Origin of the sequence: Frondihabitans sp. PhB161, from assembly GCF_003814635.1 — a bacterium.
GTDB lineage: Bacteria > Actinomycetota > Actinomycetes > Actinomycetales > Microbacteriaceae > Frondihabitans.
Genome location: NZ_RKQW01000001.1, coordinates 1,295,985 through 1,315,589 on the forward strand (window position 1 = coordinate 1,295,985; position 19,605 = coordinate 1,315,589).

29 protein-coding genes are annotated in these 19,605 nt (G+C 65.0%); 10 read left to right on the forward strand and 19 right to left on the reverse strand.

All coding sequences use genetic code 11. The features are described 5' to 3' along the window. Positions 1-17 precede the first annotated feature (17 nt). Positions 18-656, forward strand: coding sequence for a general stress protein (locus tag EDF39_RS06250; RefSeq protein ID WP_228514046.1), 639 nt, complete (start codon positions 18-20; stop codon positions 654-656). A gap of 82 nt (positions 657-738) precedes the next feature. Then, positions 739-1,671, forward strand: coding sequence for a carbohydrate kinase (locus EDF39_RS06255; RefSeq protein WP_123941387.1), 933 nt, complete (start codon positions 739-741; stop codon positions 1,669-1,671). 79 nt (positions 1,672-1,750) lie between these two features. On the opposite strand, the gene EDF39_RS06260 is transcribed toward EDF39_RS06255, so the two are convergent. Next, positions 1,751-2,998 (reverse strand): MFS transporter, encoded by a 1,248-nt coding sequence (locus tag EDF39_RS06260; protein WP_123941389.1) that lies wholly within the window; start codon positions 2,996-2,998, stop codon positions 1,751-1,753. Between the two features lie 51 nt (positions 2,999-3,049). On the opposite strand from EDF39_RS06260, the gene EDF39_RS06265 reads away from it, so the two are divergent. From EDF39_RS06265 to EDF39_RS17475, 4 genes are all read left to right on the forward strand, one after another. Further along, on the forward strand, positions 3,050-3,649 hold the full coding sequence (locus tag EDF39_RS06265) for a molybdenum cofactor biosysynthesis protein (protein WP_370275161.1): 600 nt from the start codon (positions 3,050-3,052) through the stop codon (positions 3,647-3,649). A 273-nt stretch (positions 3,650-3,922) separates the two neighbouring features. Continuing rightward, positions 3,923-4,525: a TetR/AcrR family transcriptional regulator gene (locus EDF39_RS06270; RefSeq protein ID WP_158613171.1), complete on the forward strand. Its 603-nt coding sequence runs from the start codon at positions 3,923-3,925 to the stop codon at positions 4,523-4,525. Between the two features lie 169 nt (positions 4,526-4,694). Further along, positions 4,695-5,048 (forward strand): hypothetical protein, encoded by a 354-nt coding sequence (locus EDF39_RS06275; protein WP_123941393.1) that lies wholly within the window; start codon positions 4,695-4,697, stop codon positions 5,046-5,048. 62 nt (positions 5,049-5,110) lie between these two features. Next, positions 5,111-5,257, forward strand: a complete 147-nt coding sequence (locus EDF39_RS17475) for a hypothetical protein (protein ID WP_157510058.1) — start codon at positions 5,111-5,113, stop codon at positions 5,255-5,257. Between the two features lie 114 nt (positions 5,258-5,371). Here the strand turns inward: EDF39_RS17475 and EDF39_RS06280 are convergent, their stop codons facing one another. From EDF39_RS06280 to EDF39_RS06335, 13 genes are all read right to left on the reverse strand, one after another. After that, positions 5,372-5,731, reverse strand: coding sequence for a phosphatase PAP2 family protein (locus EDF39_RS06280; RefSeq protein WP_233572989.1), 360 nt, complete (start codon positions 5,729-5,731; stop codon positions 5,372-5,374). A gap of 246 nt (positions 5,732-5,977) precedes the next feature. Beyond that, positions 5,978-6,427 (reverse strand): YsnF/AvaK domain-containing protein, encoded by a 450-nt coding sequence (locus EDF39_RS06285; RefSeq protein WP_123941397.1) that lies wholly within the window; start codon positions 6,425-6,427, stop codon positions 5,978-5,980. Between the two features lie 133 nt (positions 6,428-6,560). Then, on the reverse strand, positions 6,561-7,223 hold the full coding sequence (locus EDF39_RS06290) for a hypothetical protein (protein WP_233572990.1): 663 nt from the start codon (positions 7,221-7,223) through the stop codon (positions 6,561-6,563). Positions 7,224-7,249: 26 nt separating this feature from the next. Further along, complete coding sequence (locus tag EDF39_RS06295; protein WP_123941399.1) at positions 7,250-8,125, reverse strand: DUF2382 domain-containing protein; 876 nt, start codon at positions 8,123-8,125, stop codon at positions 7,250-7,252. Between the two features lie 211 nt (positions 8,126-8,336). Continuing rightward, on the reverse strand, positions 8,337-8,465 hold the full coding sequence (locus tag EDF39_RS17780; RefSeq protein ID WP_255410109.1) for a hypothetical protein: 129 nt from the start codon (positions 8,463-8,465) through the stop codon (positions 8,337-8,339). A gap of 14 nt (positions 8,466-8,479) precedes the next feature. Beyond that, positions 8,480-9,085, reverse strand: a complete 606-nt coding sequence (locus tag EDF39_RS06300) for a hypothetical protein (protein ID WP_123941401.1) — start codon at positions 9,083-9,085, stop codon at positions 8,480-8,482. Then, entirely contained in the window at positions 9,082-9,660 is a 579-nt protein-coding gene (locus tag EDF39_RS06305; protein ID WP_123941403.1) for a hypothetical protein, read from the reverse strand. Before EDF39_RS06305 ends, EDF39_RS06300 begins: the two co-directional genes overlap by 4 nt. Continuing rightward, positions 9,657-10,052: a hypothetical protein gene (locus tag EDF39_RS06310; RefSeq protein WP_123941405.1), complete on the reverse strand. Its 396-nt coding sequence runs from the start codon at positions 10,050-10,052 to the stop codon at positions 9,657-9,659. The genes EDF39_RS06305 and EDF39_RS06310 overlap by 4 nt, the downstream gene beginning before the upstream one ends. Further along, positions 10,049-10,240 (reverse strand): hypothetical protein, encoded by a 192-nt coding sequence (locus EDF39_RS06315; protein WP_123941407.1) that lies wholly within the window; start codon positions 10,238-10,240, stop codon positions 10,049-10,051. Before EDF39_RS06315 ends, EDF39_RS06310 begins: the two co-directional genes overlap by 4 nt. Next, positions 10,237-10,692 (reverse strand): Asp23/Gls24 family envelope stress response protein, encoded by a 456-nt coding sequence (locus tag EDF39_RS06320; RefSeq protein WP_123941409.1) that lies wholly within the window; start codon positions 10,690-10,692, stop codon positions 10,237-10,239. Before EDF39_RS06320 ends, EDF39_RS06315 begins: the two co-directional genes overlap by 4 nt. A 175-nt stretch (positions 10,693-10,867) precedes the next feature. Continuing rightward, positions 10,868-11,194 carry a hypothetical protein gene (locus EDF39_RS06325; RefSeq protein ID WP_123941411.1) on the reverse strand — a complete coding sequence of 109 codons (327 nt, stop codon included), beginning with the start codon at positions 11,192-11,194 and terminating at the stop codon, positions 10,868-10,870. Continuing rightward, positions 11,194-11,850: an Asp23/Gls24 family envelope stress response protein gene (locus tag EDF39_RS06330; RefSeq protein WP_199726152.1), complete on the reverse strand. Its 657-nt coding sequence runs from the start codon at positions 11,848-11,850 to the stop codon at positions 11,194-11,196. Before EDF39_RS06330 ends, EDF39_RS06325 begins: the two co-directional genes overlap by 1 nt. Further along, the gene (locus tag EDF39_RS06335) at positions 11,847-12,413 is read right to left on the reverse strand and encodes an RNA polymerase sigma factor (protein ID WP_123941413.1); all 567 of its coding nucleotides are present in this window, start codon (positions 12,411-12,413) and stop codon (positions 11,847-11,849) included. The genes EDF39_RS06330 and EDF39_RS06335 overlap by 4 nt, the downstream gene beginning before the upstream one ends. 291 nt (positions 12,414-12,704) lie before the next feature. On the opposite strand from EDF39_RS06335, the gene EDF39_RS06340 reads away from it, so the two are divergent. The 4 genes from EDF39_RS06340 to EDF39_RS06355 all read left to right on the forward strand — a co-directional run bounded on the left by EDF39_RS06340 (position 12,705) and on the right by EDF39_RS06355 (position 15,334). Continuing rightward, positions 12,705-13,421, forward strand: coding sequence for a TetR/AcrR family transcriptional regulator C-terminal domain-containing protein (locus EDF39_RS06340; RefSeq protein ID WP_233572991.1), 717 nt, complete (start codon positions 12,705-12,707; stop codon positions 13,419-13,421). 143 nt (positions 13,422-13,564) lie between these two features. After that, a complete protein-coding gene (locus EDF39_RS06345; protein WP_123941415.1) occupies positions 13,565-13,921 on the forward strand; it encodes a hypothetical protein in 357 nt (118 codons plus the stop codon). A 160-nt stretch (positions 13,922-14,081) separates the two neighbouring features. Next, entirely contained in the window at positions 14,082-14,669 is a 588-nt protein-coding gene (locus EDF39_RS17915; RefSeq protein WP_123941417.1) for a VanZ family protein, read from the forward strand. Between the two features lie 116 nt (positions 14,670-14,785). Next, positions 14,786-15,334, forward strand: a complete 549-nt coding sequence (locus EDF39_RS06355) for a GNAT family N-acetyltransferase (RefSeq protein WP_123941419.1) — start codon at positions 14,786-14,788, stop codon at positions 15,332-15,334. A 71-nt stretch (positions 15,335-15,405) separates the two neighbouring features. Here EDF39_RS06355 and EDF39_RS06360 read toward each other — a convergent pair whose 3' ends face one another. The 5 genes from EDF39_RS06360 to EDF39_RS06385 form a co-directional block, all read right to left on the reverse strand. Beyond that, positions 15,406-16,164 carry a hypothetical protein gene (locus tag EDF39_RS06360; protein WP_123941421.1) on the reverse strand — a complete coding sequence of 253 codons (759 nt, stop codon included), beginning with the start codon at positions 16,162-16,164 and terminating at the stop codon, positions 15,406-15,408. Next, a complete protein-coding gene (locus EDF39_RS06365) occupies positions 16,161-16,763 on the reverse strand; it encodes an RNA polymerase sigma factor (protein ID WP_123941423.1) in 603 nt (200 codons plus the stop codon). The genes EDF39_RS06360 and EDF39_RS06365 overlap by 4 nt, the downstream gene beginning before the upstream one ends. Positions 16,764-16,873: 110 nt before the next feature. Beyond that, complete coding sequence (locus EDF39_RS06370; RefSeq protein ID WP_123941425.1) at positions 16,874-17,371, reverse strand: GNAT family N-acetyltransferase; 498 nt, start codon at positions 17,369-17,371, stop codon at positions 16,874-16,876. Between the two features lie 552 nt (positions 17,372-17,923). Then, positions 17,924-18,820, reverse strand: a complete 897-nt coding sequence (locus EDF39_RS06380) for an arginase family protein (protein ID WP_123941427.1) — start codon at positions 18,818-18,820, stop codon at positions 17,924-17,926. 118 nt (positions 18,821-18,938) lie between these two features. Further along, entirely contained in the window at positions 18,939-19,532 is a 594-nt protein-coding gene (locus EDF39_RS06385) for a TetR/AcrR family transcriptional regulator C-terminal domain-containing protein (protein ID WP_123941429.1), read from the reverse strand. Positions 19,533-19,605: the final 73 nt, after the last annotated feature.

A 19,605-nucleotide genomic window follows, 5' to 3' on the forward strand; every position in this document is an offset into this window, starting at 1 on the left:
CCTGCAAGGAGACCCCGATGACCGACCCCACCCCCACCGGGCCCGCACGAGGCCCCAGCGACGACACTCCCACCGAGCGTCCCGCCGTTCCGCAGTACGGCGAATACGCCGCCCCCGGAACGCAGCCCGTCGTTCCCCCGCAGCAGCCCCAGGCCGAGTCCACCGGATCGGCAGCTGAATCCGCCGGCGGCGTCGGAGCCTTCGTCGGTGGCGCCTATCCGCAGGTGGTCGCCACCTTCACGAAGTACGAAGACGCACAGCGCGCCGTCGACTACCTGAGCGACGAGGGCTTCCCGGTGCAGAACGTCTCGATCGTGGGCCACGACATCCGCACGGTCGAGAACGTCTCCGGTCGCCTGACCAAGGGCAAGGCCGCGAGCCGCGGCGGTCTGAGCGGCCTCTGGTTCGGCCTCTTCCTCGGCCTGCTGTTTGCGGTCTTCGTGCCGGGAGTGCAGATCATTCCGGCGCTCCTGACTGCCGTCGTGGTCGGTGCCCTCTGGGGTGCCCTCTTCGGCTTCGTCGGTCACGCCATGACTCGCGGCCAGCGCGACTTCTCGTCGGTGAAGACGATGGAGGCGGGCCGCTACGAGGTGCTCGTCCGCGGCGAGTTCGCGACGAAGGCGCAGCAGATGCTCACCGACAACGTCTACAAGTAGGCGTCCGGTCTCGAGACGATCAGCCCCCGCGACCCTGCGTCGCGGGGGCTCCGTGCATCTCGAGCCGACTACAGTGCAGGGCATGAGTACTGCCCCGACAGCCCTCCCGTCCGTCTTCGTCGTTGGAGAGGCGCTGATCGACATCGTCGTCGACGGCGACTCGACCGCCGAGCACCCGGGCGGTAGCCCGATGAACGTCGCCTTCGGGCTCGCCCGACTCGGTGTGCCGACGTCGTTCCGCACCTCGCTCGGGCGTGACGAGCGCGGCAACGCGCTGCGCCGACACCTCGACTCGGCGGGTGTGCAGCTCGATTCAGCGTCGGTCACCGACGAGGCGACATCGACGGCAAAGGCAAGGATCCAGCCCGACCGCTCGGCGCAGTACGACTTCGATATCTCGTGGAACCCGGGCTCCCTCTCCGTGCCGACCGGGGTCGCCGTCGTGCACACGGGCTCCATCGCCACCGTGCTCCACCCCGGGGCGGATGCCGTCGCCGACCTGTTCACCGCGGCGCACGACTCGGTGCTCCTCTCCTTCGACCCGAACGCGCGCCCCAGCGTCACGCCCGACCGAGACGCGGCGGTGCTCGACGTCGACCGTATCGCCGAGGTCTCGCACGTCGTCAAGCTGAGCGACGAAGACGCCGCCTGGCTGCACCCCGGCGCAACGCTCGACGAGGTGCTCGACCGCTATCTCGGCCTCGGTGCCGGGCTTGTGGCGATCACCTGCGGCGGCGAGGGCTGCATCGCGGCCTCGCCGGACGCCCGGATCGCGGTCGCCGCACCGCCCGTCGACGTCGTCGACACGATCGGCGCCGGCGATGCGTTCATGTCGGGCCTGCTGTTCGGCATCCTGTCGAACGACCTGGTCGACACGGTGCGCTCCGGCGGTCTCGCGCAGGAGGGGCTCGAGGCCATCGTCGGCACGGCCCTCGTGAGCGCGCAGATCACGGTGTCGAGGGCGGGCGCGAACCCGCCCACCCCGGACGAGCTGTACGGGCCGTCCGAGGCGTAGACATCAGGGCCTAAGCGGCAGGGCCCATGCGGCAGGGCCGGGCCGCTGGGCCTGGACGGCAGGGCCTGGCCGGCAGGGCCTAGGGGCGCAGGGCGTCGACGGCGGGTTCGGCGGACCTGGGCTCGGAGAGCGGCGCTGCTGCGGGGTCGGCCGGGCCCGGATCCTCGGTTCTGCCGCCTCGACCGAGCGTCAGCAGAACGACAGCGCCGACCAGGGCGAACGCCGCCGCGATCGTGAAGTCGAGACCGTACCCCGACGACGACACCGCGATGCCGCCGAGCACTGATCCGGCAGCGATCGACAGCTGGATTGTCGTGACGAAAAGCGCGAGGCTGCCCTCGGAGCCGCCCGGGGTGGCAGTGGCCATCCAGGTCTGCATGCCGAGCGGCATCGCACCCCAGACGAAGCCCCACAGAGCGAGCAGCACGAAGACGCCCGGCACCGACCAGGCGAGGATCGGCAGCAGCACGATGGCCACGGCGAGAAGCACCTTGCCGACGGTGAGCGTCGCGACCATGTTGCGCGACAGGGTGGCCCCGGCGACGAAGTTCCCCGCGATTCCGGCGACGCCGAACAGGAGCAGCGCGAGCGTGATTGTGCCCGCGGTGACCTTGACGAGATCCTCGAGGTAAGGGGCGACGTAGGTGTAGGCGGCGAACTGGGCGAGGAACACGAAGACCGTCGCGATCAGGCCGATGCGAGCGCGCGGCACCCGCAGCAGACCGCCGAGGGTGGCGAAGCGCACACGCTGCACCGCCGGAATCGACGGCAGGAGCACGAGTTGGCCGACCAGTGCCAGGGCGGCGAGGGCGGCGCTGATCAGGAATGCGACGCGCCAGCTGGCGAAGCTCGAGACGAACGCGCCGAGCGGGAGGCTGGCGACGGTGGCGACCGAGATGCCGGCCGTGATGATCGAGGTGGCCTTGATCACCGACCGGGCTTCGACGAGTCGGGCGCCCATGCCTGCACCGATGGCCCAGAAGCCGCCGAGGGCGACGCCCAGCAGCATGCGGGCGACGATCAGCAGCCCGAACGTGGGGGCGAAGGCGCCGACGAGGTTGGCGACCACCAGCAGGACCGTGAGCGACCAGAGAACGGTGCGCCGGTCGACCCGCGAGGTCAGCACGGTCACGACGGGCGAGCTGACCGCCGCCGTCAGCCCGGTCGCCACGACGACGAGGCCCGCGGTGCCGATTCCGATGTGGAGGTCGTCGGCGATCGCGGGCAGAAGCCCGATCGGAAGGAATTCGGAGAGCACCAGCACGAACGACCCGAGCGCTACCGAGAGCACTCCGAGCCAGCCGCGCCGATCAGGCGTCTGAGTCATGCTCACCCCAAGCGGTGCTCCGAGCGATCCATTCCCGCGTACCGTGAGATCGTGCCGCACGAGACGACCGAGCCGAGGATCCCGGTGCTCGGCATTCCGACGCCGGTCACCATCGAGGCTCTGCTCGCGTCTCCTCGCCACCGCTACGCCGGTCGGCCCGGCGACGGTGCCCTGCCCGCGACCGAGCTCGGACTCGCTCCGGGGGAAAGCGAGTCGCGCACTTCGGTGACCGTCCGCGGCGGTCTCGGAATCGTCGGCGACCGCTATTTCGGCAAGCCCGCGCATCGGGCGGCCTCGGTGACGCTGTTCGACCTGGACGCCCTCGACGAGTCGGCCCGGGAACTCGGCCTCGACGCGCTCGATCCCCTCGCGACCCGGCGCAACGTGCTGCTGCGCGGCGTCGCTGTCGACCAATTGCGGGGTGCCGTTTTCACCCTCGACTCAGGATCCGGGCCGGTCGCCTTTCGCGCTGGCCGGCCCGCGAATCCGTGCGCGTGGATGGACCACGAGCTCGCACCCGGTGCGTTCGCGGCCCTTCGGGGGAGGGGCGGCATGCGGTGCGAGCCTCTTGCCGATGGCGTACTGCACGTTGGCAAAGCCACCTTTGTGCTGCTCTCGTCTCCCGTGCCTCCGGCGAGGCGACAGCGCTGATCCTCGGCTGGTCGGGCGCTCGCGGGGTCGACCCGTCGACGGCGTGGTTTTGCTGACAATTGTTTGATACTTTGGACGCACCCACGGTAAGGATCAGGATCGTGGGGCAGATGGCATTCGTGCCGTCGCGAGGCCGGTCGTTTGGGTCGGCCGGCCTCGCTTCTTGACTTCTCTGTCCTTTCGACTTCTCTGTCTTTTCGCCTTTTCTGTCTCTCTTGCCGCTTGCGGTGCTTTGTCGCGAGGCATCCGTTGTCGGAGGGCTACGGTGTCAGCGTGGATCCCCGAGCCCGTCGTAGTCGTGACCGCCTTTTCGCGGCCGTCCTCGAGCTCGCGGCCTCGGGCCGGGTCGACGATGTCAGCGTCTCGGAAGTCGCGCGGACGGCCGGCGTCACCCGCGACACCTTCTATCGGCATTCCGGCTCGGTCTCGGAGCTGTTGACGATGGCGCTCTCGGAACGCCTGCTCGGCTACCTCGCGGGCCATGTCGGCGAGGAATATCCGACACCCTCCGAACTGGTTGACGTGTTGGCGAGCGCGGAGCTGGCTCTTCTCCGCCACATCGCCGACCTCGGATCCGTCTATCGAGCAGCCCTCGGCGGATCGAGTGCCGCTCCCGTGCGTCGAGCGCTCACGTCGTTTCTCCAGGAGAACATCGAGGTCGCGCTGCGCCTCTACCCCGAAATCGCGCCGCTCCCCGAGAACGAAATGGACGACCTCTCGCGGGCAATGATCGCCGCGTACGCCGCCTCTGGCACGGTGGGCGCCATCGAGGTGTGGCTCCACTCCGGTGACCTCGACGACCCGGCCGGCGCGAGTCTCATCATCGCCGCAGGAGCACCGACCTGGTGGCGGAAGGCTACGGGAAAGAACGCCTGACTGCTTCTTCGGGGGTCTGGAGAATCCCGGGTGCGGCTCGTAGACTTCTCACTGGAAGCACCGAGGGTTCCGGCCGAGACGCCCTCAGTGCTCGCCCCGTACCGCTCTTCCTTCGATCACTCTCTTTTGTGCGACGTTCGCGCACCCTGTTCTGAGCCGGAAGGGCTGTATGCACGACCTCACCATCGAATTCGTCGTCCGCGATCACTCGGGAGCCATCGCCGCACTCGTGACACCGGACGGCGTCATCGACGCCGAGGCGGCCTCCGGCCAGATCGCCCGAGGCGAAGCACACTACTTCGCCGGCCCCGACTCCTACGCGCGCACCCGGGTTCGCTCGATCCCCGCACTCGGCGGCCCGTACCTCTATGCCAACTGGGACGGCACGCGGCGCAACAACCTCCACGACCTCGCCCGCGGTCTCGCGCGCATCGACCGCCGCACCGCCGCTCGCTTCGTCGCCGCGCGCGGCCCGTGGTTCCGGCGCCTCTTCGGCCAGGCCAAGGCCTACCTCGCGGCGTGAGCCGTCGGTCGTCTGACTGCCAGCCCGCATCGGCTTTTCACAGGCTGCGATAAACTCCGACCATGTCGGTCTTCGCAGTCTTCCTCGCCATCGTGGCGGGTCTCATGGCCATCGCCCTCGTCGCGCTCTTCGTGACCCTCGTCGTCCTGGCGGTGCGCGCCCGCGGCAAGCGACGCTCGGTGCAGTACCGCCCCGGCGCCGAGCGCTAACTATCGAGTCGGTGGGCGGTCGCGACAACGTTCGCGTCAGGCTCGTCCGGTTGACGAAGGCAAGCGTTGGCCCCGATTGTCGCCGCGTGCGAGGGGCTGATAGTTCTGGCCGTCTTATTTGTTCGGAGGCACAATCTGTCCGCCGAGGAGGCCGATAAGAAGGCCGACGAGGTTTCCGGTGGCCACGTCCGAGAACCAATGCGCGCCGATGTGCAGTCGCGAATATCCGACTGCTAATGCGAGGGCGGTGATGGCGATTCCACGGGTGGGGTCGGCAACCCACACTCCAGTGGCGAGCGCGGCCGCGGTGGCGGTGTGCCCGGACGGGAACGAGGGGCTCGTCGGAGTGTGGTTGAGGTGCCGGTGCGTGAGGCCGCGCAGTCGGGGTCGGGGAGCGCGGATGGCTGTTTTCGCGACGAGGTTTGCCAGCGTGGTGGACACGACGAGGGTGAGAGCGCCCCGGCGGGCTGCCACTCTGCCGTTTGCTCCTGTGAGGGCGACTCCGAGGATGACCGCAGCCCAGAACGCGGTCCTGTCCGCGCTGCTGGACAAGGCGAATAGGCCGGTATTCACCCGGGAGGGGACATGGGTGTTGTACACGCGGTGTCCCACGGTCTCGTCGAGGGCGCGGACGAAAGGCGGAAAAAGAGAGCGGCGAGACCGGCGAGACAAGGGAGACATGGGTGCCTTTGTTCGGTGGAGCAGTGAATCGGGGAGACGTCAGGAGTTATGAGCACCGTCGACCGACCGCGGGTCGCGCGAGGAACTGGTGACGAGGTCTACGCGCTCCTTGAGGACGTCCCCTGTTACCCGGACATCGTCCACGAGAGTGTTCACGCGGATCCGGACGCGTTCTACCGGGACGACCTCGGTCGCAATGACGATCTGTTCCTCGTGTAACACGATGTCCAGGTCGCGAGTTTCCGCGGTGCTCTTCGGCCGTTCCTGGTATCCGTTCTCGCCTAGGGGCTCTCGAGTGAAGCGGAGTTCCTCGCGGCGAACGGTCACGGTGACCGTTCTCTCCTCCGTGACGATGACCTTCTTCACCCGCACCCGTTCTCTCGGAACCGAAAAAGTGCTGACGCTGAGGCGTTCCTCGAGGCGGGTGAGATGAACACCCGAGTCGTCATCGACACCCGGCAGATCGGGGACGGACTGTGCGTCGGTCATCGAGTGGCTCTTTCGGTCCTGATCGGCGGGAAGCCGGTCGTGGTCGGGTCAGTGGACGTCGATCGGAAAGGGGAGGGTGGTGCGGGTGGCGGTTAGGGGACGCCGCCCGCACCGGTTTCGAGGCTCGGCCGAGTTACAGGCCGAGACCCACTTTGTCGACCTTGCGGTGGTACCGCATCCCAGTGAGCCCACCGAGGATTGCCCCGACAAGAGCAAGGATCACGACGAGAACCAGGCTGATGATGCCGCCGGCGGTCATGTTTCCGTTGATGCTGTCGGTGGGGATGGTGCCGAGGCGGTTGAGGACATCGAACTGGCTGCCAGCGATGAGGCCGATGATCGCGAGGATCACGGTGACGATGACCGCCCACAGCCAGACGGCGACGCCCTGACGAATACCGTTGAAGCGAGCCATCCGACCCGCGACGTAGCCGCCGGCGAAGTAGGCGATGAACACGACGACGAGGAGCACGATCGCGCTCACGATCGTCGTGGTCGTCGCGTTGTCTTCGGCGGCGTTCTTGGCGTCGCCGTTGGTCGCGGCGACGCCGACTCCGATGCCGGAGAGGATCCCGAGTAGCAGCACGGCGAGCCCCGTGGCCGTCAACCAGCCGAAGAAAGCACTTCCGAACTTCATTCCGCCGAACTCGGCCTTCTCCCTCGCCACGACCGACTGGCGGTCGTTGGCGAGGGTGTCACTGTTCGCACCGTACTGGCCTCGCTCGGCATCGTGTTGTCCGTCGTCGCCGCGGGTTCGGTTGTCTTCGGCCCCGGGGCCGCCAACGCTGCTGCTCATGTGATTGTCTCCCTCTGTGATCGCGATTAGACGCGGTCGGCGTCGAGGTCACCGGTGGTCGTGCGACCGGCGGTGTGGGTGTCGTCCTCGAACTCGATCTGTTCTTTGCGGACGTCCTCGGTGACTGTCTGCTGCTCGGTGACTTCTTCGGTACCGAGTTTGATTCGCTCGACGGGGACGGCTTCCTTGTCGACGACGACCTTGTCTTCTTGGAGGACGACCTCGTGTTCTTCCTCCGTGAGGTCCCCACCGGAGAGGGCGTCGCCGCGGTTGGCCTCGGTGATGGGCTCGCGGGTGATGGTGACCTCGTCGTGAGAGACGGGGACGGTGCGGGTCTCTTGCTCGGTGACGATGTACTTGCGAAGTCGCGCCTTGCCGGCTTCGGTCTGGCGAGTGCCGACGTGGAGCTGCTCCTCGGAACGCGTCATCGCATCGTCCGTGTTCGCGCCCGACGTGTCGTGACCTTCGGTAGAGCGTCCCGTTTCGGTTTCTGCGTACTCGCCTGTCACGGCGGGTCCGGTGGGGGCGTCCTGGTCGTAGACGGGAGGGTTGCCGTAGAGGTCGGCCTGATCGGTGGTGGTGTCCTCGAGGCCGTAGTGGGCGTAGAGGGCGGACTCCTGCTCAACGGTCAGGTAGCCGTCTTTGTCGTCGGAGTGCGGGGCATCCTTGACCTGGTCCTTGGTGTAGGGGACCTGGACGTCGTTGCCCGTCACGGTCGCCTGGCTGAGGGGGACGAACGATTCGCCGGAGCCGAAGAGGCCGGTGGAGGCGGTGACCCACTCGGGTTCACCGGTGCGGTCGTCGGTGAAGATCTGGCCGATGGAGCCGATCTTCTTGCCGTCCTGGGAGACGACATTGCCGTTACCGGAGAGCAGGGTGTTGATTTCGTCGGTGCTGATCACGATGATCATTCCTTTGCGGATTGTGGACAGAACCTAGGAGTTCCGTCCGGTCGAGGTGGTGTCGGTTGTGATGTGGTGCAGGCATGCCGAGGGGTCTCTTCTAGCGAGACCGTTCGGGCGATGAAGGGCTAGAAAAGACCCCTGTGGCTGGCAATGAGATGGCGTGCTGCCGGCGATGCTCCTCCCGTCGGAGGCAGTTGATGCCGTAGAGCTACTTCCGGAACGTGGACCGGCGTCCATTCCGGGTCTTACCGGTTTGGCCGGTGGCGCCTTTTCGGCTCTTGCGGAGGATGCCCACGATCGAGACAACGACGGGGAGGTACTTCAGGAGGCGGATCATCCGGTTCTCGTCTTCTACTGGAGGCGGGTCTTTTTGGCGGTGCGGGCGCGAAACCCACCCGAAATCTGGATCAGTGCAGGCACTTCGAATCCGAGCAGCTGGTCGAGGGCTTTGAGGTTCGACTGGATGGCGTCTGAGATGACCTTGGGCGAGACGCCTCGGCGAGCCGTCGCACTGATCTTCAGTACGTTCGTGCCTTTGACATCAAAGGAGCTGACGGAGGAAGACACCAGGTCGTCTCGCCGTTTCAGAGCCTCTAGGAGTGCTTCCTTGGCGACGCCGGCTTTGATGATCGTGGACCCGTGTTCGGTGGTGTCGTCGTGGAACAGCTCGGTCGTGTGGCCGTTGCCCTGCCTGACGATGAAACGCACCAGCAGAATCACGAGAATCAGCAGGACTGCAACTACGGCGAGGTCGAGCCAGCTCGACCCGGTCGAGAAAAGGGGCACGGCCGAGAAAGTGGTGGAGATATTCTTCGACACGGCAGGTGCCGTCGACTTCCACGATGAGGCGAAGCTCGGCAGAACACCGAGAAGGATCGCCGTGGCAGCCAGGATCAGAACGACGAGGCCGACGATGAAGAGGAGAAGCCGGTTGGCGCCGCGGTTGGTGGTGTTCATGCGCCGACCTTCCCGGTCTTCCGGATTTCGATCTTTGAGGTGAGCTTCGGGGTGACGTCGTATGTGGCGAGCTGTGCGTCGACGGCGTCCTTGATTCGGCCCTCGTCGACGGTCCGTCCGGTGATCGGGGTCATCTCGACCACAGCACGGTGGTGGGTGACGCTGACCCGAGTGTTGTCCGGGTCCGTGTTCGCCGCATACGACGCATGGCGCGCGAGAGCGGATGCGATGACCTCGTTATCGATCACCGTCACCGCTCGGTCCGTCTGAATCAGGTGTCGCGGTCGCCGTCCGGAGGCGAACGACACGATGATCAGCCACAATCCGATGAGGGCGAGGACGATGCCGGCTGTGACAAGGATCCAGAGGGGAAGCGTGTTTGCCCTGACAAGCGCGTTGGCTGCGTTGCCGGGTGTGACGAGTAGCGGCTTCTGGTCTGAGATTGAGAGGATGATCTCGATCATCGCCGAGACGGCCACGAGGATCAGGATCACGGCCAGGAGGATCGCGAGGACCGCCCGGGGCGAGTGGGTTTCCCGGCGCGCGATGCGCGAATACGTGGATTTCGTACTCATCGGACGCGCCTATTTTCGTGAATAGTGACCCCGGTGATTTTGATGATTACTCGAGCGACCTGGCTACCGGTTAGATCCTGCACACGGGTGCGGATCTGTTCCTGGGCCGTCTTGGCACGGCCGAGGAGCGGCCCGCCCTGCTGGTCAACGACGCCGGGTTCGTCCTCGATCTGAAGGAGCGAAGGGACCCGGATGGGAGTCGACACGGTGAGAGAGAGGCAGCCGTCGTCGTCGTCGAGGTTGACCGATACCTTGTGCGATTCGACGCCGAGGGCGTCGGCAGTGACGGCCGAAACGACCCGGTCCAATGCACGGGGTGCGATCTTGGTGCGCCCCGGCGGTTTCGCCCACTCGTTTTGACCGGTGGTGCGGGTCGTTTCGGTCATCGTCATGAGGAAGAGCGCTTTCCCCTGAAGACGTCCAGAAGTGCCGAGAACTCGATGTCTCCGGCCACAATGCGACCGATAATCGCGCCGACGGCCATCGCGAGAACAAGAAGGATGAACGCGCCGAAGCCGAGGGTCATCCAGGTGAGGACGAGAGCGGCGGCGATGGCGATCCCAGTGACGGTGGGGGTCACTTGACGCGGCTGTCGGACTCGTCGTCGTCATCGTCCGAGGGGACAAAGACGTCGGCGATAGTCACGTTGATCTCGGCGACCTCCATGCCGACGATGTTCTCGACCGCGTCGGCGACCGCGTTGCGGACGTTGTCGGCCAGATCCTGGAGGGCGACGGGGTACTCGGCGGTCAGGGTCACATCGACGGCGACCTGCGTCTCGCCGACCTCGACGCTGATGCCCTGGGCGAGGTTGGTCTGTCCAACACGGTCCCGGAGTGCACCGATGGCACGTCCGGCACCGCCGCCGAGTGCGTGGACACCGCGGACCTCGCGGGCTGCAATGCCAGCGACCTTGGAGACGACGGCGTCGTTGATGTTGGTCGTGCCGGACTCGGTGGTGCTCGACGTGGAGACAGCTTTCGACGCGGTCGGGGGAATTACGGCGTTGGGGGTGGGGGTGGTGTTCGACATGACGGTCTCCTGATGTTTGTGATGTTCGCGACACCGTGTCGGCGTCCTGAAAATGCCACTGCCACGAGTGCGTGGTGGCCCTCGAATGAGGGGCAGCTACTAAGGAAACGAGACGAGATGGCTATTCGTCACACAGTTGCCTCAACATTTTTCTGCGGCCCGGTCGGATTGGGCGTTAGCCAGTGGTGTACGCGATGGTGACCTTGACGCTCATGTCGTGGCCCGTGAGCGCGAGTTGCCTTCGAATCCGGGCGCAAACGGCTTCGCCGATATCTGACGCCGGCGCAGACATATCGATTCCGATGGACGCAGAGACCGCCTGTCGTGCCTCATCGACAACGACGCGAGCCGCGGGTACGGGAAGGTGGAGGCCGGTGAGAACGCGACGCCCCGTGTCTCTGCCCGGGATGACGCGGGTGGGCAGATACAGGCCGGTGACACCGGGTGTCGATTCCACCAGGGCGGTCAACGTTGCAGCGAGGTCGATCTCAGTCGTGGCCATTATCCGTTGCCCTCGGGGGCAGTATGCACGTCGCTGATCGTCACCGTGATCGCCCGGATGGTCAGGTCGGTGTTTCGTGCCAACGTGTCTTGAATGGCGTCCCGGAGTCGCTCGGCTGCATCGGGGATGCTGTTTCGCCAGATGATGGTCGCATCGACTTCGACGGTGATCGGCTCGTCGATTACGGTGACGTCGCCCACGAGGGCACTTCGTCCGACGAGAATCCCATGCACCATGTCACCCGCGGCGCGGATCAGTCCACGGACGGCGCCCTCTGTGATCACGAGTTCTGTCTGGCGAGTGACACTGCGATAGGGGATTTGCCGCCCTGTGCGAGAGTCCATGGAGATGTTCTGGAGGAGGGCCACAAGCCACGAGTCATTTCGCGGCTCCTCGAGCGCCGCCTCATCCACGAGATAGGTGGCAGTGAGTGATCTAAGACGGATGAGGGCGGCCAGGGCAATTTGGCAGGAGGGCGACGTGTCGATCACCGGGTCCTGGGGGGTCATGCCCGCCTCGAGGTAGTCGGCGAGGTCGTCAATGGTGTATCCGTCGAGATCCTCGGGTTCGAGGGCGAGAACAGCGGAGGCAGGGACATCGCCTTCGAGGAGGTGCTTTACGGGGGCGTCTGGGGCCGGGTCGGGGGTGGTGTTCATCGCCAGGCCTCCATTTCGCGAATCATATTTTTGCGGGCCCGAGAAAGCAGTCCCCGCACCGTGCTGAGAGGCTGACCCATCTCGGTGGCAATGTCGTCGTAACTGTAGCCACCCAACTCCTTGAGCACCCAGCACTGTCTCTGCTCCGCCGGCAGGGTGGCGAGAGCCACACCGATGGCCTGTTGCCGACTTGCCGCTTCGGCGGAAAATTCCGGGCCGTCCTCCGGGCGGGTCAGCTGGTCATGGTCGTCGATGGCTGCATGATCGCGTCTCGCTCGAACCCGATCTATGGCCTTCCGCGACGCGATGGTGAGAAGCCAGCCGCGGATCCGAGACGTTTCTTGCAGGCCCGGCAACTGCTGCCACGCGGTGAGAAACGTTTCTTGGGCGACGTCGTCAACGTCGGTTGAGGATCCGAGAATGCGGCGGGCGTACACCCTGACGACTGGTTCGTGTCGGCGGACGAGCGTTGCGAAGGCGCGCATGTCACCATCGCCGGCCCGGCGGGCGAGGACGGGGTCGTCGACGTCTTCCAGGAGGAATTTTGTCTCAGTGACGGGCATCTCAGAGATCCTCGACTGTGGTGGCGAACAGACTCCTCGAGGCACGAACACCACAGACGTCTTCTAAGCACTTGCCGGCGAGGGCCCTCCAGAGGCCGCCCTTGCAGTACGTCACGGAACTGTTCCTTTCGCTGTGCCGGTCTCCTCGAAGAGGGAGGCCGTCGCGGACTTACGGTGTAAGCCTCCCGCGACCTTACAGTGTAAGTCGAGTTAGTGTTGTGCGGTCGGGTGCGACCGCGGCTCCAGCCCTGTTGTCAGCGAAAATCCGCAGATCTGCTGAGGGAACTAGCCGTGAACAATTCGAATAAGCCCAACGGGATCGCCGCGGCCTCCGCGAAACTCAGTCGCGACCTGATCGTCGATACCGCACTCGGGCAGGTTGACCGTCTGGGTGTGCAGGGGTTATCGATGCGGTCTCTCGCGCAGGAGCTCGGCGTCGAAGCGATGTCCCTCTACCGGTACGTTCATGGCAAGGAAGATCTGCTCGAAGGGATAGTCGCCTCGTTGATGAGCGACCTCACGTCTCAGCTCGACGAGGCTGAGGGAGATCATTGGCAGGCGTTCCTTCAAACAGTTGCTCACGCGGTGCGTCGCATCGCGACGGAGCATCCCAAGGCGTTCCCACTCGTTGCAACCCGTCACCCAGCGGCACCGTGGCTCCGGCCGCCCCTCCGGAGCGTGAAAGTGGTCAACACGTTTCTCTCGGCCTTGATCGAAAACGGCTTCACCGACGCCCAAGCCGTCGATGCCTATCGGGCGTTCAGCAGCTTTCTCCTCGGCCAGCTCCTTCTGCAGTCTGTAGTCAAAGGAGCTGAGGCTGGGCCCGCGGAAGAGCCTTTGGATGAGGGAGGTGCTGCGATCCCGGAAGGCGACGGGAATGTCTCACTCGACGTCGCACCAGAAGTCCAGCGCCTCCGTGTGCTGTTGAGTGAAGACCGGAGTGACGAAGAATTCGAAGTCTCTCTCGAAGCGCTCCTCGATCGCTTGGATCGCGAGCTTTCTCAGTAAAACCGCCCCCTGCACCGCTAAAGCTCGGCGTCGGGTGGCCCTGACAGGAACCAATCCGTTGGGAGCTCGAGGTATGGCAGTGTTGCCTCATGCAGGCGTGGGGGAGCGAGAGCCGGGTCCCGGCATGGGGTGAGCAGTCGGCTTTGTCGACTCGACGCCGCGGCTCTGCATGGGCAGTATCCGGCATCGTCGTCGCCGCGACGGGGCTTACGGCAGCATTGATCGGCGCGGTGCTGGGGGTGGCCGCGCTGCTGGGCAGCGGGCTCATCTATGCCGCCAGCCAGGGGGAGGCCGGTCACGGGCACCTGTTCAGGGAGATCACCCGGATCGGTGGCTTCTATGTCGTCGTACCGTTGGCCGTGGTTGCAGTGGCGTGCACGGTGACAGCGTGGCGGCGCACGCGTGCGCGGGACCGGTCACGTTCGACGACGATCGTTTCAACCGTGTTGACGTCATGTCTTGTATTTGTGTCGCTGGTCACCGCTCTAATCGCGAGTTGACAGATCGGCTCGAACTCATTCACCGCTTCCTGCGACGCGCGGTGCGGCGCACAAACATCAAAGCGAGCGCATCGGACGGGAAACGACGATTTTGCTCACTCTGGTCAATCGCGGTGTGGATACGGAGTAAAAAGTTGTCCGGCAGCCCCTCGCTTATGGGATGGAGTCACTTGCTGGGTGCCGCTTTGGGGATGCTCGACGATGCGAAGATTCTTCAGTGATAACCACATTTCTCGTCAACCATGCGTCAGCGGTTCGTGTGCTTTTCTGGGTCGCTCTGGCCCTCCTGTCAGTTATTGGTTGGCTTGGCCATCGCCTCCAGGCACGGCGGGCTCTCGTGGCGCTTTCGGTAATCAGTCTTGCGGGGGTCTTGGTCCTGACGATGACGCCGTCTGGAGACGGTGGTAACGGGACCTTCTGCACGGTTCAGTTATCGATCCCCTTCCAGGGAATCGATACTCTCGCCAACGTCGCACTCTTATTTCCATCCACTCTTTTCTTAGCAGTCCTGATTAAGCGACCCGCGAGGGTGGTGTTGGCAGCGTCGGCTTTCTCCGCGGTACTAGAGCTGATCCAGTCGCTGCTGCCTAACCTGGGGAGGGCGTGCGACACGAACGACTGGTTCATGAACACGGTGGGAGCTGTCCTGGCCGCTTTAGTCGCTGCTGTAATCGTCTTCGCCGACCGCCGTCGGCGTCGCCTTCGAGGATCCGCTGGAGGTCAGGTCACTGCCGTTCCTCTCAAGTAGCCCGCAAGTGCCGGATGCGTTAGAAGCGGACGCCCGTGTCAGCGGACTCGGCACCGGGTTGTCAGGGAGTGTTGGCACGAACTGCGGGCTGCGGGCGCGGCCTTTACGGTGAAGACATGTCTATTGCTCTTACTCGCCTCGATCCGTTCGTCACCGACCGTGAGGCGCTCGTAGATTTCATGACGAGTAATGAGTTCCCCTTTCATGTTCTGTCCCACTTGACGCGGGAGGCCGTTGAGAAGGCGATCGCTGATGGGAAGTACCGTGACGAGGACAACGACTCGTTCTGGGTCGACCACGCAGAGCTAGGCCGGATTGGATTCCTCCGCCTCGAGGACCTCACCGAGCCCGTTCCGATCTTCGACTTGCGTTTGGACGGGGCCTTCCGCGGTCGAGGCCTTGCGGCTATGACGCTTCGGGCCGCTGCAGATTATGTCTTCTCTACGATGCCGGAGGTGCGCAGGTTTGAGGGTCAAACGCGTGAGGACAATGTTCCAATGCGGAAGACTTTCCTTCGGGAAGGCTGGGTGAAGGAGGCACACTACCGCGAGGGGTGGCCGGTGGAAGGGGCGGAGCCGCTTGCAGCAGTCGCCTACGCGATCATCCGCCGTGATTGGGAGACAGGTCAGACGACCACGTTTGTCTGGGAAGACCTCGTCAAATGACTGGTGCTACCAAAAGACGAACCTGTTAAGTGAGCAGACTCGTCATTGGGCGAAGGATCGGCTATCGCGTGCTAGCTCTGCCCGGCTGTGTGGGCTGTTCCGATCCGGGTGGTCCCGTCGACGGCGTACAGGGGAATGTCCTGTGTCGTTGACGAGGGTGAATGAGCTCCTGCGGATGGCGAGGGGGCTGCTTGCGGTGTGTCTGCACGACGCGTGTAGCCGGTGATCGAATTACCTTGAGGGTCGGTACCGGTTGTGGCGATGAGGTCTGGCCTGCCGTGCTCGTTGGGGAGGCCGTAGGTCTTGCCATGGGAGTTCGTCGCCCACGGGACCGTGACCTCGTCGGTGGCGGCGATCCTGATCTCCCACTCTGTGCCCGGTGTCGCGATCACGTCGAGGTGCTTCCGGCCGCCCGCCATGTTGCCGCCTTCGGTAGCCCCCTGCGTGCGGGCAGCATCAACGAGCGATTGGTCGCAGGTGATGGTCGTCAGCCCTACTACGGTGACTGTGCCTCGGCTGAGGCAACCAATCTCCACCTCCAGAGTTGAAGCCCCTCGGGGTAAGGAGTCAAGGGTGATCGTTGCTGACCCCGCATGCGTTTCGATGATCGGTGTGCCGTGCGTCGTGATGACGACACTCCCCGGTGCGCCGAGGACGGCCGCTGTGGCCGCGGATGCCCCGCCGAGAGCTAGAGCGGCAAGGGGAAGTGCGATCGCGAGCTTGCGATGCCGTCGCCACCACGGGCGAGGCGCCCCGCGGGCCGCATCCACTTCGTTGCGGAGGGCAGCTTCCACCGCGTCGGCGAAAACCGGGTCGAGCGTGGGAGTCAAGGGGTAGTCCCTTCGATGTTGCTGGCGGCAGCAGCGGTGAGTGTGGGGTTCAGGCTCGGATGGCGTCTGAGGCGGACGCGCGCGCGATGCAGCCGCGTTCGGGCACCGGTCTCAGTGAGCCCGAGCTCTCTTGCTGCCTCCGCCACGGTCAGTGCCTCGTACGTCACGAGTGTGAGCAGCGTGAGGTCCTGGGGAGGCAGGTTGCGCATTTCCGCGAGCAAGGCCGGATCCAGTGAGGCGACGAGGCTGGCGTCCTCGTGCTGCCGATCGGCACCCGGCGCTGGTTCAGTTCGCGGGAGCGTGCGAAGGAGCTGGTCATGCCGCGCGGTTTTCCGGGTGACGTTACGAGCGGTGTTCGTCGCCGTCACGAGAAGCCAGGCGAGGACCGACCCATTGACGGTTCGGACCGACTCCCGGCGACGCCAGAGCTCAAGGAACGCCGTCGCGGTGACATCTTCCGCATCTTGAACGGCACTCGTCAATCGGTAGGCGTGGCGGTAGACACGGTCACGATGTTCGATGAACAGCGACCCGAAGGCGTCGCTGTCACCGTTGAGACTCCGCTGCCACAGCGAATCGTCCGTGCTCTTTACTCCCATACCCAGAAGTGTCGCGAACCCCCCGCCGTGTTGCACCTCCGCGTCATGCAATACGGCGCACTAACAATCGGCCTCCAGGACCGTCCAGATTCCGTCCGACAGGCCATCTTTCAGCGGATCAGTCGGACCGTCGTTCCGATCGGGCCGAAGCTCGAGGTAGCACCGTCGGCAGCGAAGCCGTTTCGTCGGTAGAACGAGTGGGCGCGCGGGTTGTCAGCCGCGACCCACAGCGACGCCGGACGTTGACCAAGCACAGCATCCAGTAACGCTTGTCCTGTGCCACTTCCGTGCGCGCACTCGAGCACGTAGAGCATGCTCAGCTCCTCTGGCCGGACGGCATCCGGTTCTTCCATGGTGGTCCGGACCGCGGCGAAGCCGATCACACCGGCTCCTGTAACGGCTACCGCAGTCCTGAGGGTCTGGTCCTCAAGGTTCGAGGACCACATGCTGACGCGCCTGCCGACGTCGAACCACGGGCTGGTATCTGGGTCGTCTACCAACCGCCCATAGGTTTCACGCCAGGAGGTAGCGTGCACGCGGGCAATGCTTGCCGCGTCTTCGATGGTTGCTGACCGGATCACGGCGGTAGCTGAATCACGCACGCCCATGTTCTGACTGTACCGATCGACGCGGCGAGACGGGTCGCATAGCTGATGGCACTCGGCTCGCTGTTTCCGTTGGGATTAGATATTGAGGCGTTGGGAAGGGCCAGTCGTCACAGTACGAATGAGGCACTGCCACGACCTGAACGGCGTCGCTATAAATGATCCGGCCAGGGGTCCGCGAGATGAGCTGCACCCAGGGGACGTCGTACCGGTCCAGGAGGTCGAGGTACGGGATGGTCATGGCGAGGGCATCGACGGCATCGACGGAGAACCAAGCCCGTGCCCCGGGGTTGCGGCTCTGGTCGTAGCAGTCAGGGTCAACGCTCGACGGATCGATGTACTCCGTGGTTGCGCGAAGATTCGCTTCCTGGTGCCACTCCGCGTCCTCTGCGGTCAATATGGCGTGGTCACGCAGCCCATTGGCAAGTGCGAACACCCCAGGGTAGCGACCGTGCCGGTTAGGCACGGCGCTTTGGTACCGCACGAAGTTCTCCATGACGCCGAGGGTACGACGAAGCCGAACCATCCCATTCAGCGATCGTCCGGCGGGCTCGGTCAAGCGTTCCGGGTGAGCTGATCGAGACCGGTGGTGAGAATGTCGGTCAAAGTTCTGGCGTAGTCGCCGGCCGGGTCGAGATCAGGGTCGAACACGGTGATCGAGATCCCGATCGCGTGAGGTGCAAGGTGATGCAAAAGGGCTGTCAATTCTTCCGCGGTGAGGCCGCCGGGATCGGGGCTGTCGACCGCCGGCATCACGCTCGGGTCCAGAATATCGACGTCGACCTGCAACCAGTAGCGGGTGCCGGCGACTGCGCGGACATCTGAGGCGAGCTGTCCTGGTGTCCTGGCCTGCGCCTCCTTGGCTGAGACCACGAGACCCAGGACGCGAGTGGCCTCTGCTGCTTCCTCGTCGTCTTGACGGTGGCCGACGTGCACGGTGCGCTGAGGGTCGAAGTACGGACCGGCGTTGTCGATGTCGGCGATCGCGGACCAGTGCAGTCCGACCGCAGCCGCGAGGTCCTCGCCGGCGACGCTGGCGCATTCGTGGCTGTTGCCGGGGTGGCGGAAGTCGGTGTGGCCGTCGAGGTGGACGAGACCGATGCCGTCTCGCGGAGACGTCGCCAGGCCGATGCCGAGAAGGACGCTGCAGTCCCCGCCGAGGACGAGAGGGGTGTCGCCTGTGTCGAGCAGGGCGGTGATGCGTCTCGCGAGGCGACGAGAGTGGTCGATCATCGCCTCCTGGTTGCGGACGACGCCGGAGGGTCGGGTCAGGTCGTCGTCGACGTAGCGGCCGGCGAGCACGACGCCGGCGTCTAGCGCGCCTGCCCCTGTCAGCTCCGCCATCAGCCCGGCCTCACGAAGTGCCTCGGGTGCCTTAGAGGCGCCTGGTGTGCTGCCGGGCTCGGGCGGGCGAAGCCCGAGATTGCTTGGGGCGGAAAGGATCGCGATCACATACTCAGCGTGGCAGAGCCCGTAGCATCACGGTTGCCGTCCTGAATGGGGATCGGCCATCGAGACACTGAACTACAAGTGGCGAGTGGTGCCGGTGTTCCCGGTGAGCTGAGGTGCGTCAGAGTCGTCTAGCTGTAGCGGTAGTGGTCGAGCCTTCGAGACCGGTGAGCAGCATCAGGAGGCCGGCCTCAAAGGCTTGTTCGTGTGTTGGGGCAACGGGCTGCTCGACCACTTCTGGTGAGGCCCTGTCCGCGTCAGGGTCCGCCTGTTGCTCGAGGGCGCTGCCAACGGTGAACCTGCTTGCAGCGAGCATCCCCGTGATTGCATCCTGCTCGGCCACGCCAGCCTCGATGAGGAACGCGAACTTCTGTAAAAGCCGTTCCCTGGAAGCGCCGTCAGGGACGGAGCCGGCGTGGAGGCGTGCCCCGTCGCGGTGTGCCAGGAGGGCGCCGCGGAAACTCCGGTAGTTCTCCAGGAACCACGACTTCCAGTCGTCGCCCACCTGCGGCAACGGAAGCTCGTCGTGCCGCTGCAGCGCCGCCGCCGCCATGGCTGCCAGGAGTTCCTGCTTGTTCTTGAAGTGCCAGTACAGGGACGGCTGCTCCACCCCGAGTCGCCGAGCAACGGCACGGGTACTGACCCCATCCAGACCCACTTCATCGAGCAGCTCCAACGCTTCCCAGACCACTGCAGCTCGATCGATCTTCGCCATGCTTGACAATCTATCACCGATAGGCGCACACTCCGAGAACGGTAACTATCACTGATAGAGAAATGGAAGCAGC

Excerpts from the sequence above, each read along its gene's own strand:
- EDF39_RS06250 (WP_228514046.1), top strand. The coding sequence starts at position 18 with ATGACCGACCCCACCCCCACCGGGCCCGCACGAGGCCCCAGCGACGAC.
- EDF39_RS06335 (WP_123941413.1), bottom strand. The coding sequence starts at position 12,413 with ATGCCCGTCACTGAGACAAAATTCCTCCTGGAAGACGTCGACGACCCC.
- EDF39_RS17780 (WP_255410109.1), bottom strand. The coding sequence starts at position 8,465 with ATGATCCGCCTCCTGAAGTACCTCCCCGTCGTTGTCTCGATCGTGGGC.
- EDF39_RS06285 (WP_123941397.1), bottom strand. The coding sequence starts at position 6,427 with ATGACCGACGCACAGTCCGTCCCCGATCTGCCGGGTGTCGATGACGAC.
- EDF39_RS06255 (WP_123941387.1), top strand. The coding sequence starts at position 739 with ATGAGTACTGCCCCGACAGCCCTCCCGTCCGTCTTCGTCGTTGGAGAG.
- EDF39_RS06275 (WP_123941393.1), top strand. The coding sequence starts at position 4,695 with ATGCACGACCTCACCATCGAATTCGTCGTCCGCGATCACTCGGGAGCC.
- EDF39_RS17915 (WP_123941417.1), top strand. The coding sequence starts at position 14,082 with ATGGAGTCACTTGCTGGGTGCCGCTTTGGGGATGCTCGACGATGCGAA.
- EDF39_RS06385 (WP_123941429.1), bottom strand. The coding sequence starts at position 19,532 with ATGGCGAAGATCGATCGAGCTGCAGTGGTCTGGGAAGCGTTGGAGCTG.
- EDF39_RS06330 (WP_199726152.1), bottom strand. The coding sequence starts at position 11,850 with ATGAACACCACCCCCGACCCGGCCCCAGACGCCCCCGTAAAGCACCTC.
- EDF39_RS06260 (WP_123941389.1), bottom strand. The coding sequence starts at position 2,998 with ATGACTCAGACGCCTGATCGGCGCGGCTGGCTCGGAGTGCTCTCGGTA.
- EDF39_RS06320 (WP_123941409.1), bottom strand. The coding sequence starts at position 10,692 with ATGTCGAACACCACCCCCACCCCCAACGCCGTAATTCCCCCGACCGCG.
- EDF39_RS06300 (WP_123941401.1), bottom strand. The coding sequence starts at position 9,085 with ATGAACACCACCAACCGCGGCGCCAACCGGCTTCTCCTCTTCATCGTC.
- EDF39_RS06370 (WP_123941425.1), bottom strand. The coding sequence starts at position 17,371 with ATGGGCGTGCGTGATTCAGCTACCGCCGTGATCCGGTCAGCAACCATC.
- EDF39_RS06310 (WP_123941405.1), bottom strand. The coding sequence starts at position 10,052 with ATGACGATGACCGAAACGACCCGCACCACCGGTCAAAACGAGTGGGCG.
- EDF39_RS06325 (WP_123941411.1), bottom strand. The coding sequence starts at position 11,194 with ATGGCCACGACTGAGATCGACCTCGCTGCAACGTTGACCGCCCTGGTG.
- EDF39_RS06305 (WP_123941403.1), bottom strand. The coding sequence starts at position 9,660 with ATGAGTACGAAATCCACGTATTCGCGCATCGCGCGCCGGGAAACCCAC.
- EDF39_RS06290 (WP_233572990.1), bottom strand. The coding sequence starts at position 7,223 with ATGAGCAGCAGCGTTGGCGGCCCCGGGGCCGAAGACAACCGAACCCGC.
- EDF39_RS06355 (WP_123941419.1), top strand. The coding sequence starts at position 14,786 with ATGTCTATTGCTCTTACTCGCCTCGATCCGTTCGTCACCGACCGTGAG.
- EDF39_RS17475 (WP_157510058.1), top strand. The coding sequence starts at position 5,111 with ATGTCGGTCTTCGCAGTCTTCCTCGCCATCGTGGCGGGTCTCATGGCC.
- EDF39_RS06365 (WP_123941423.1), bottom strand. The coding sequence starts at position 16,763 with ATGGGAGTAAAGAGCACGGACGATTCGCTGTGGCAGCGGAGTCTCAAC.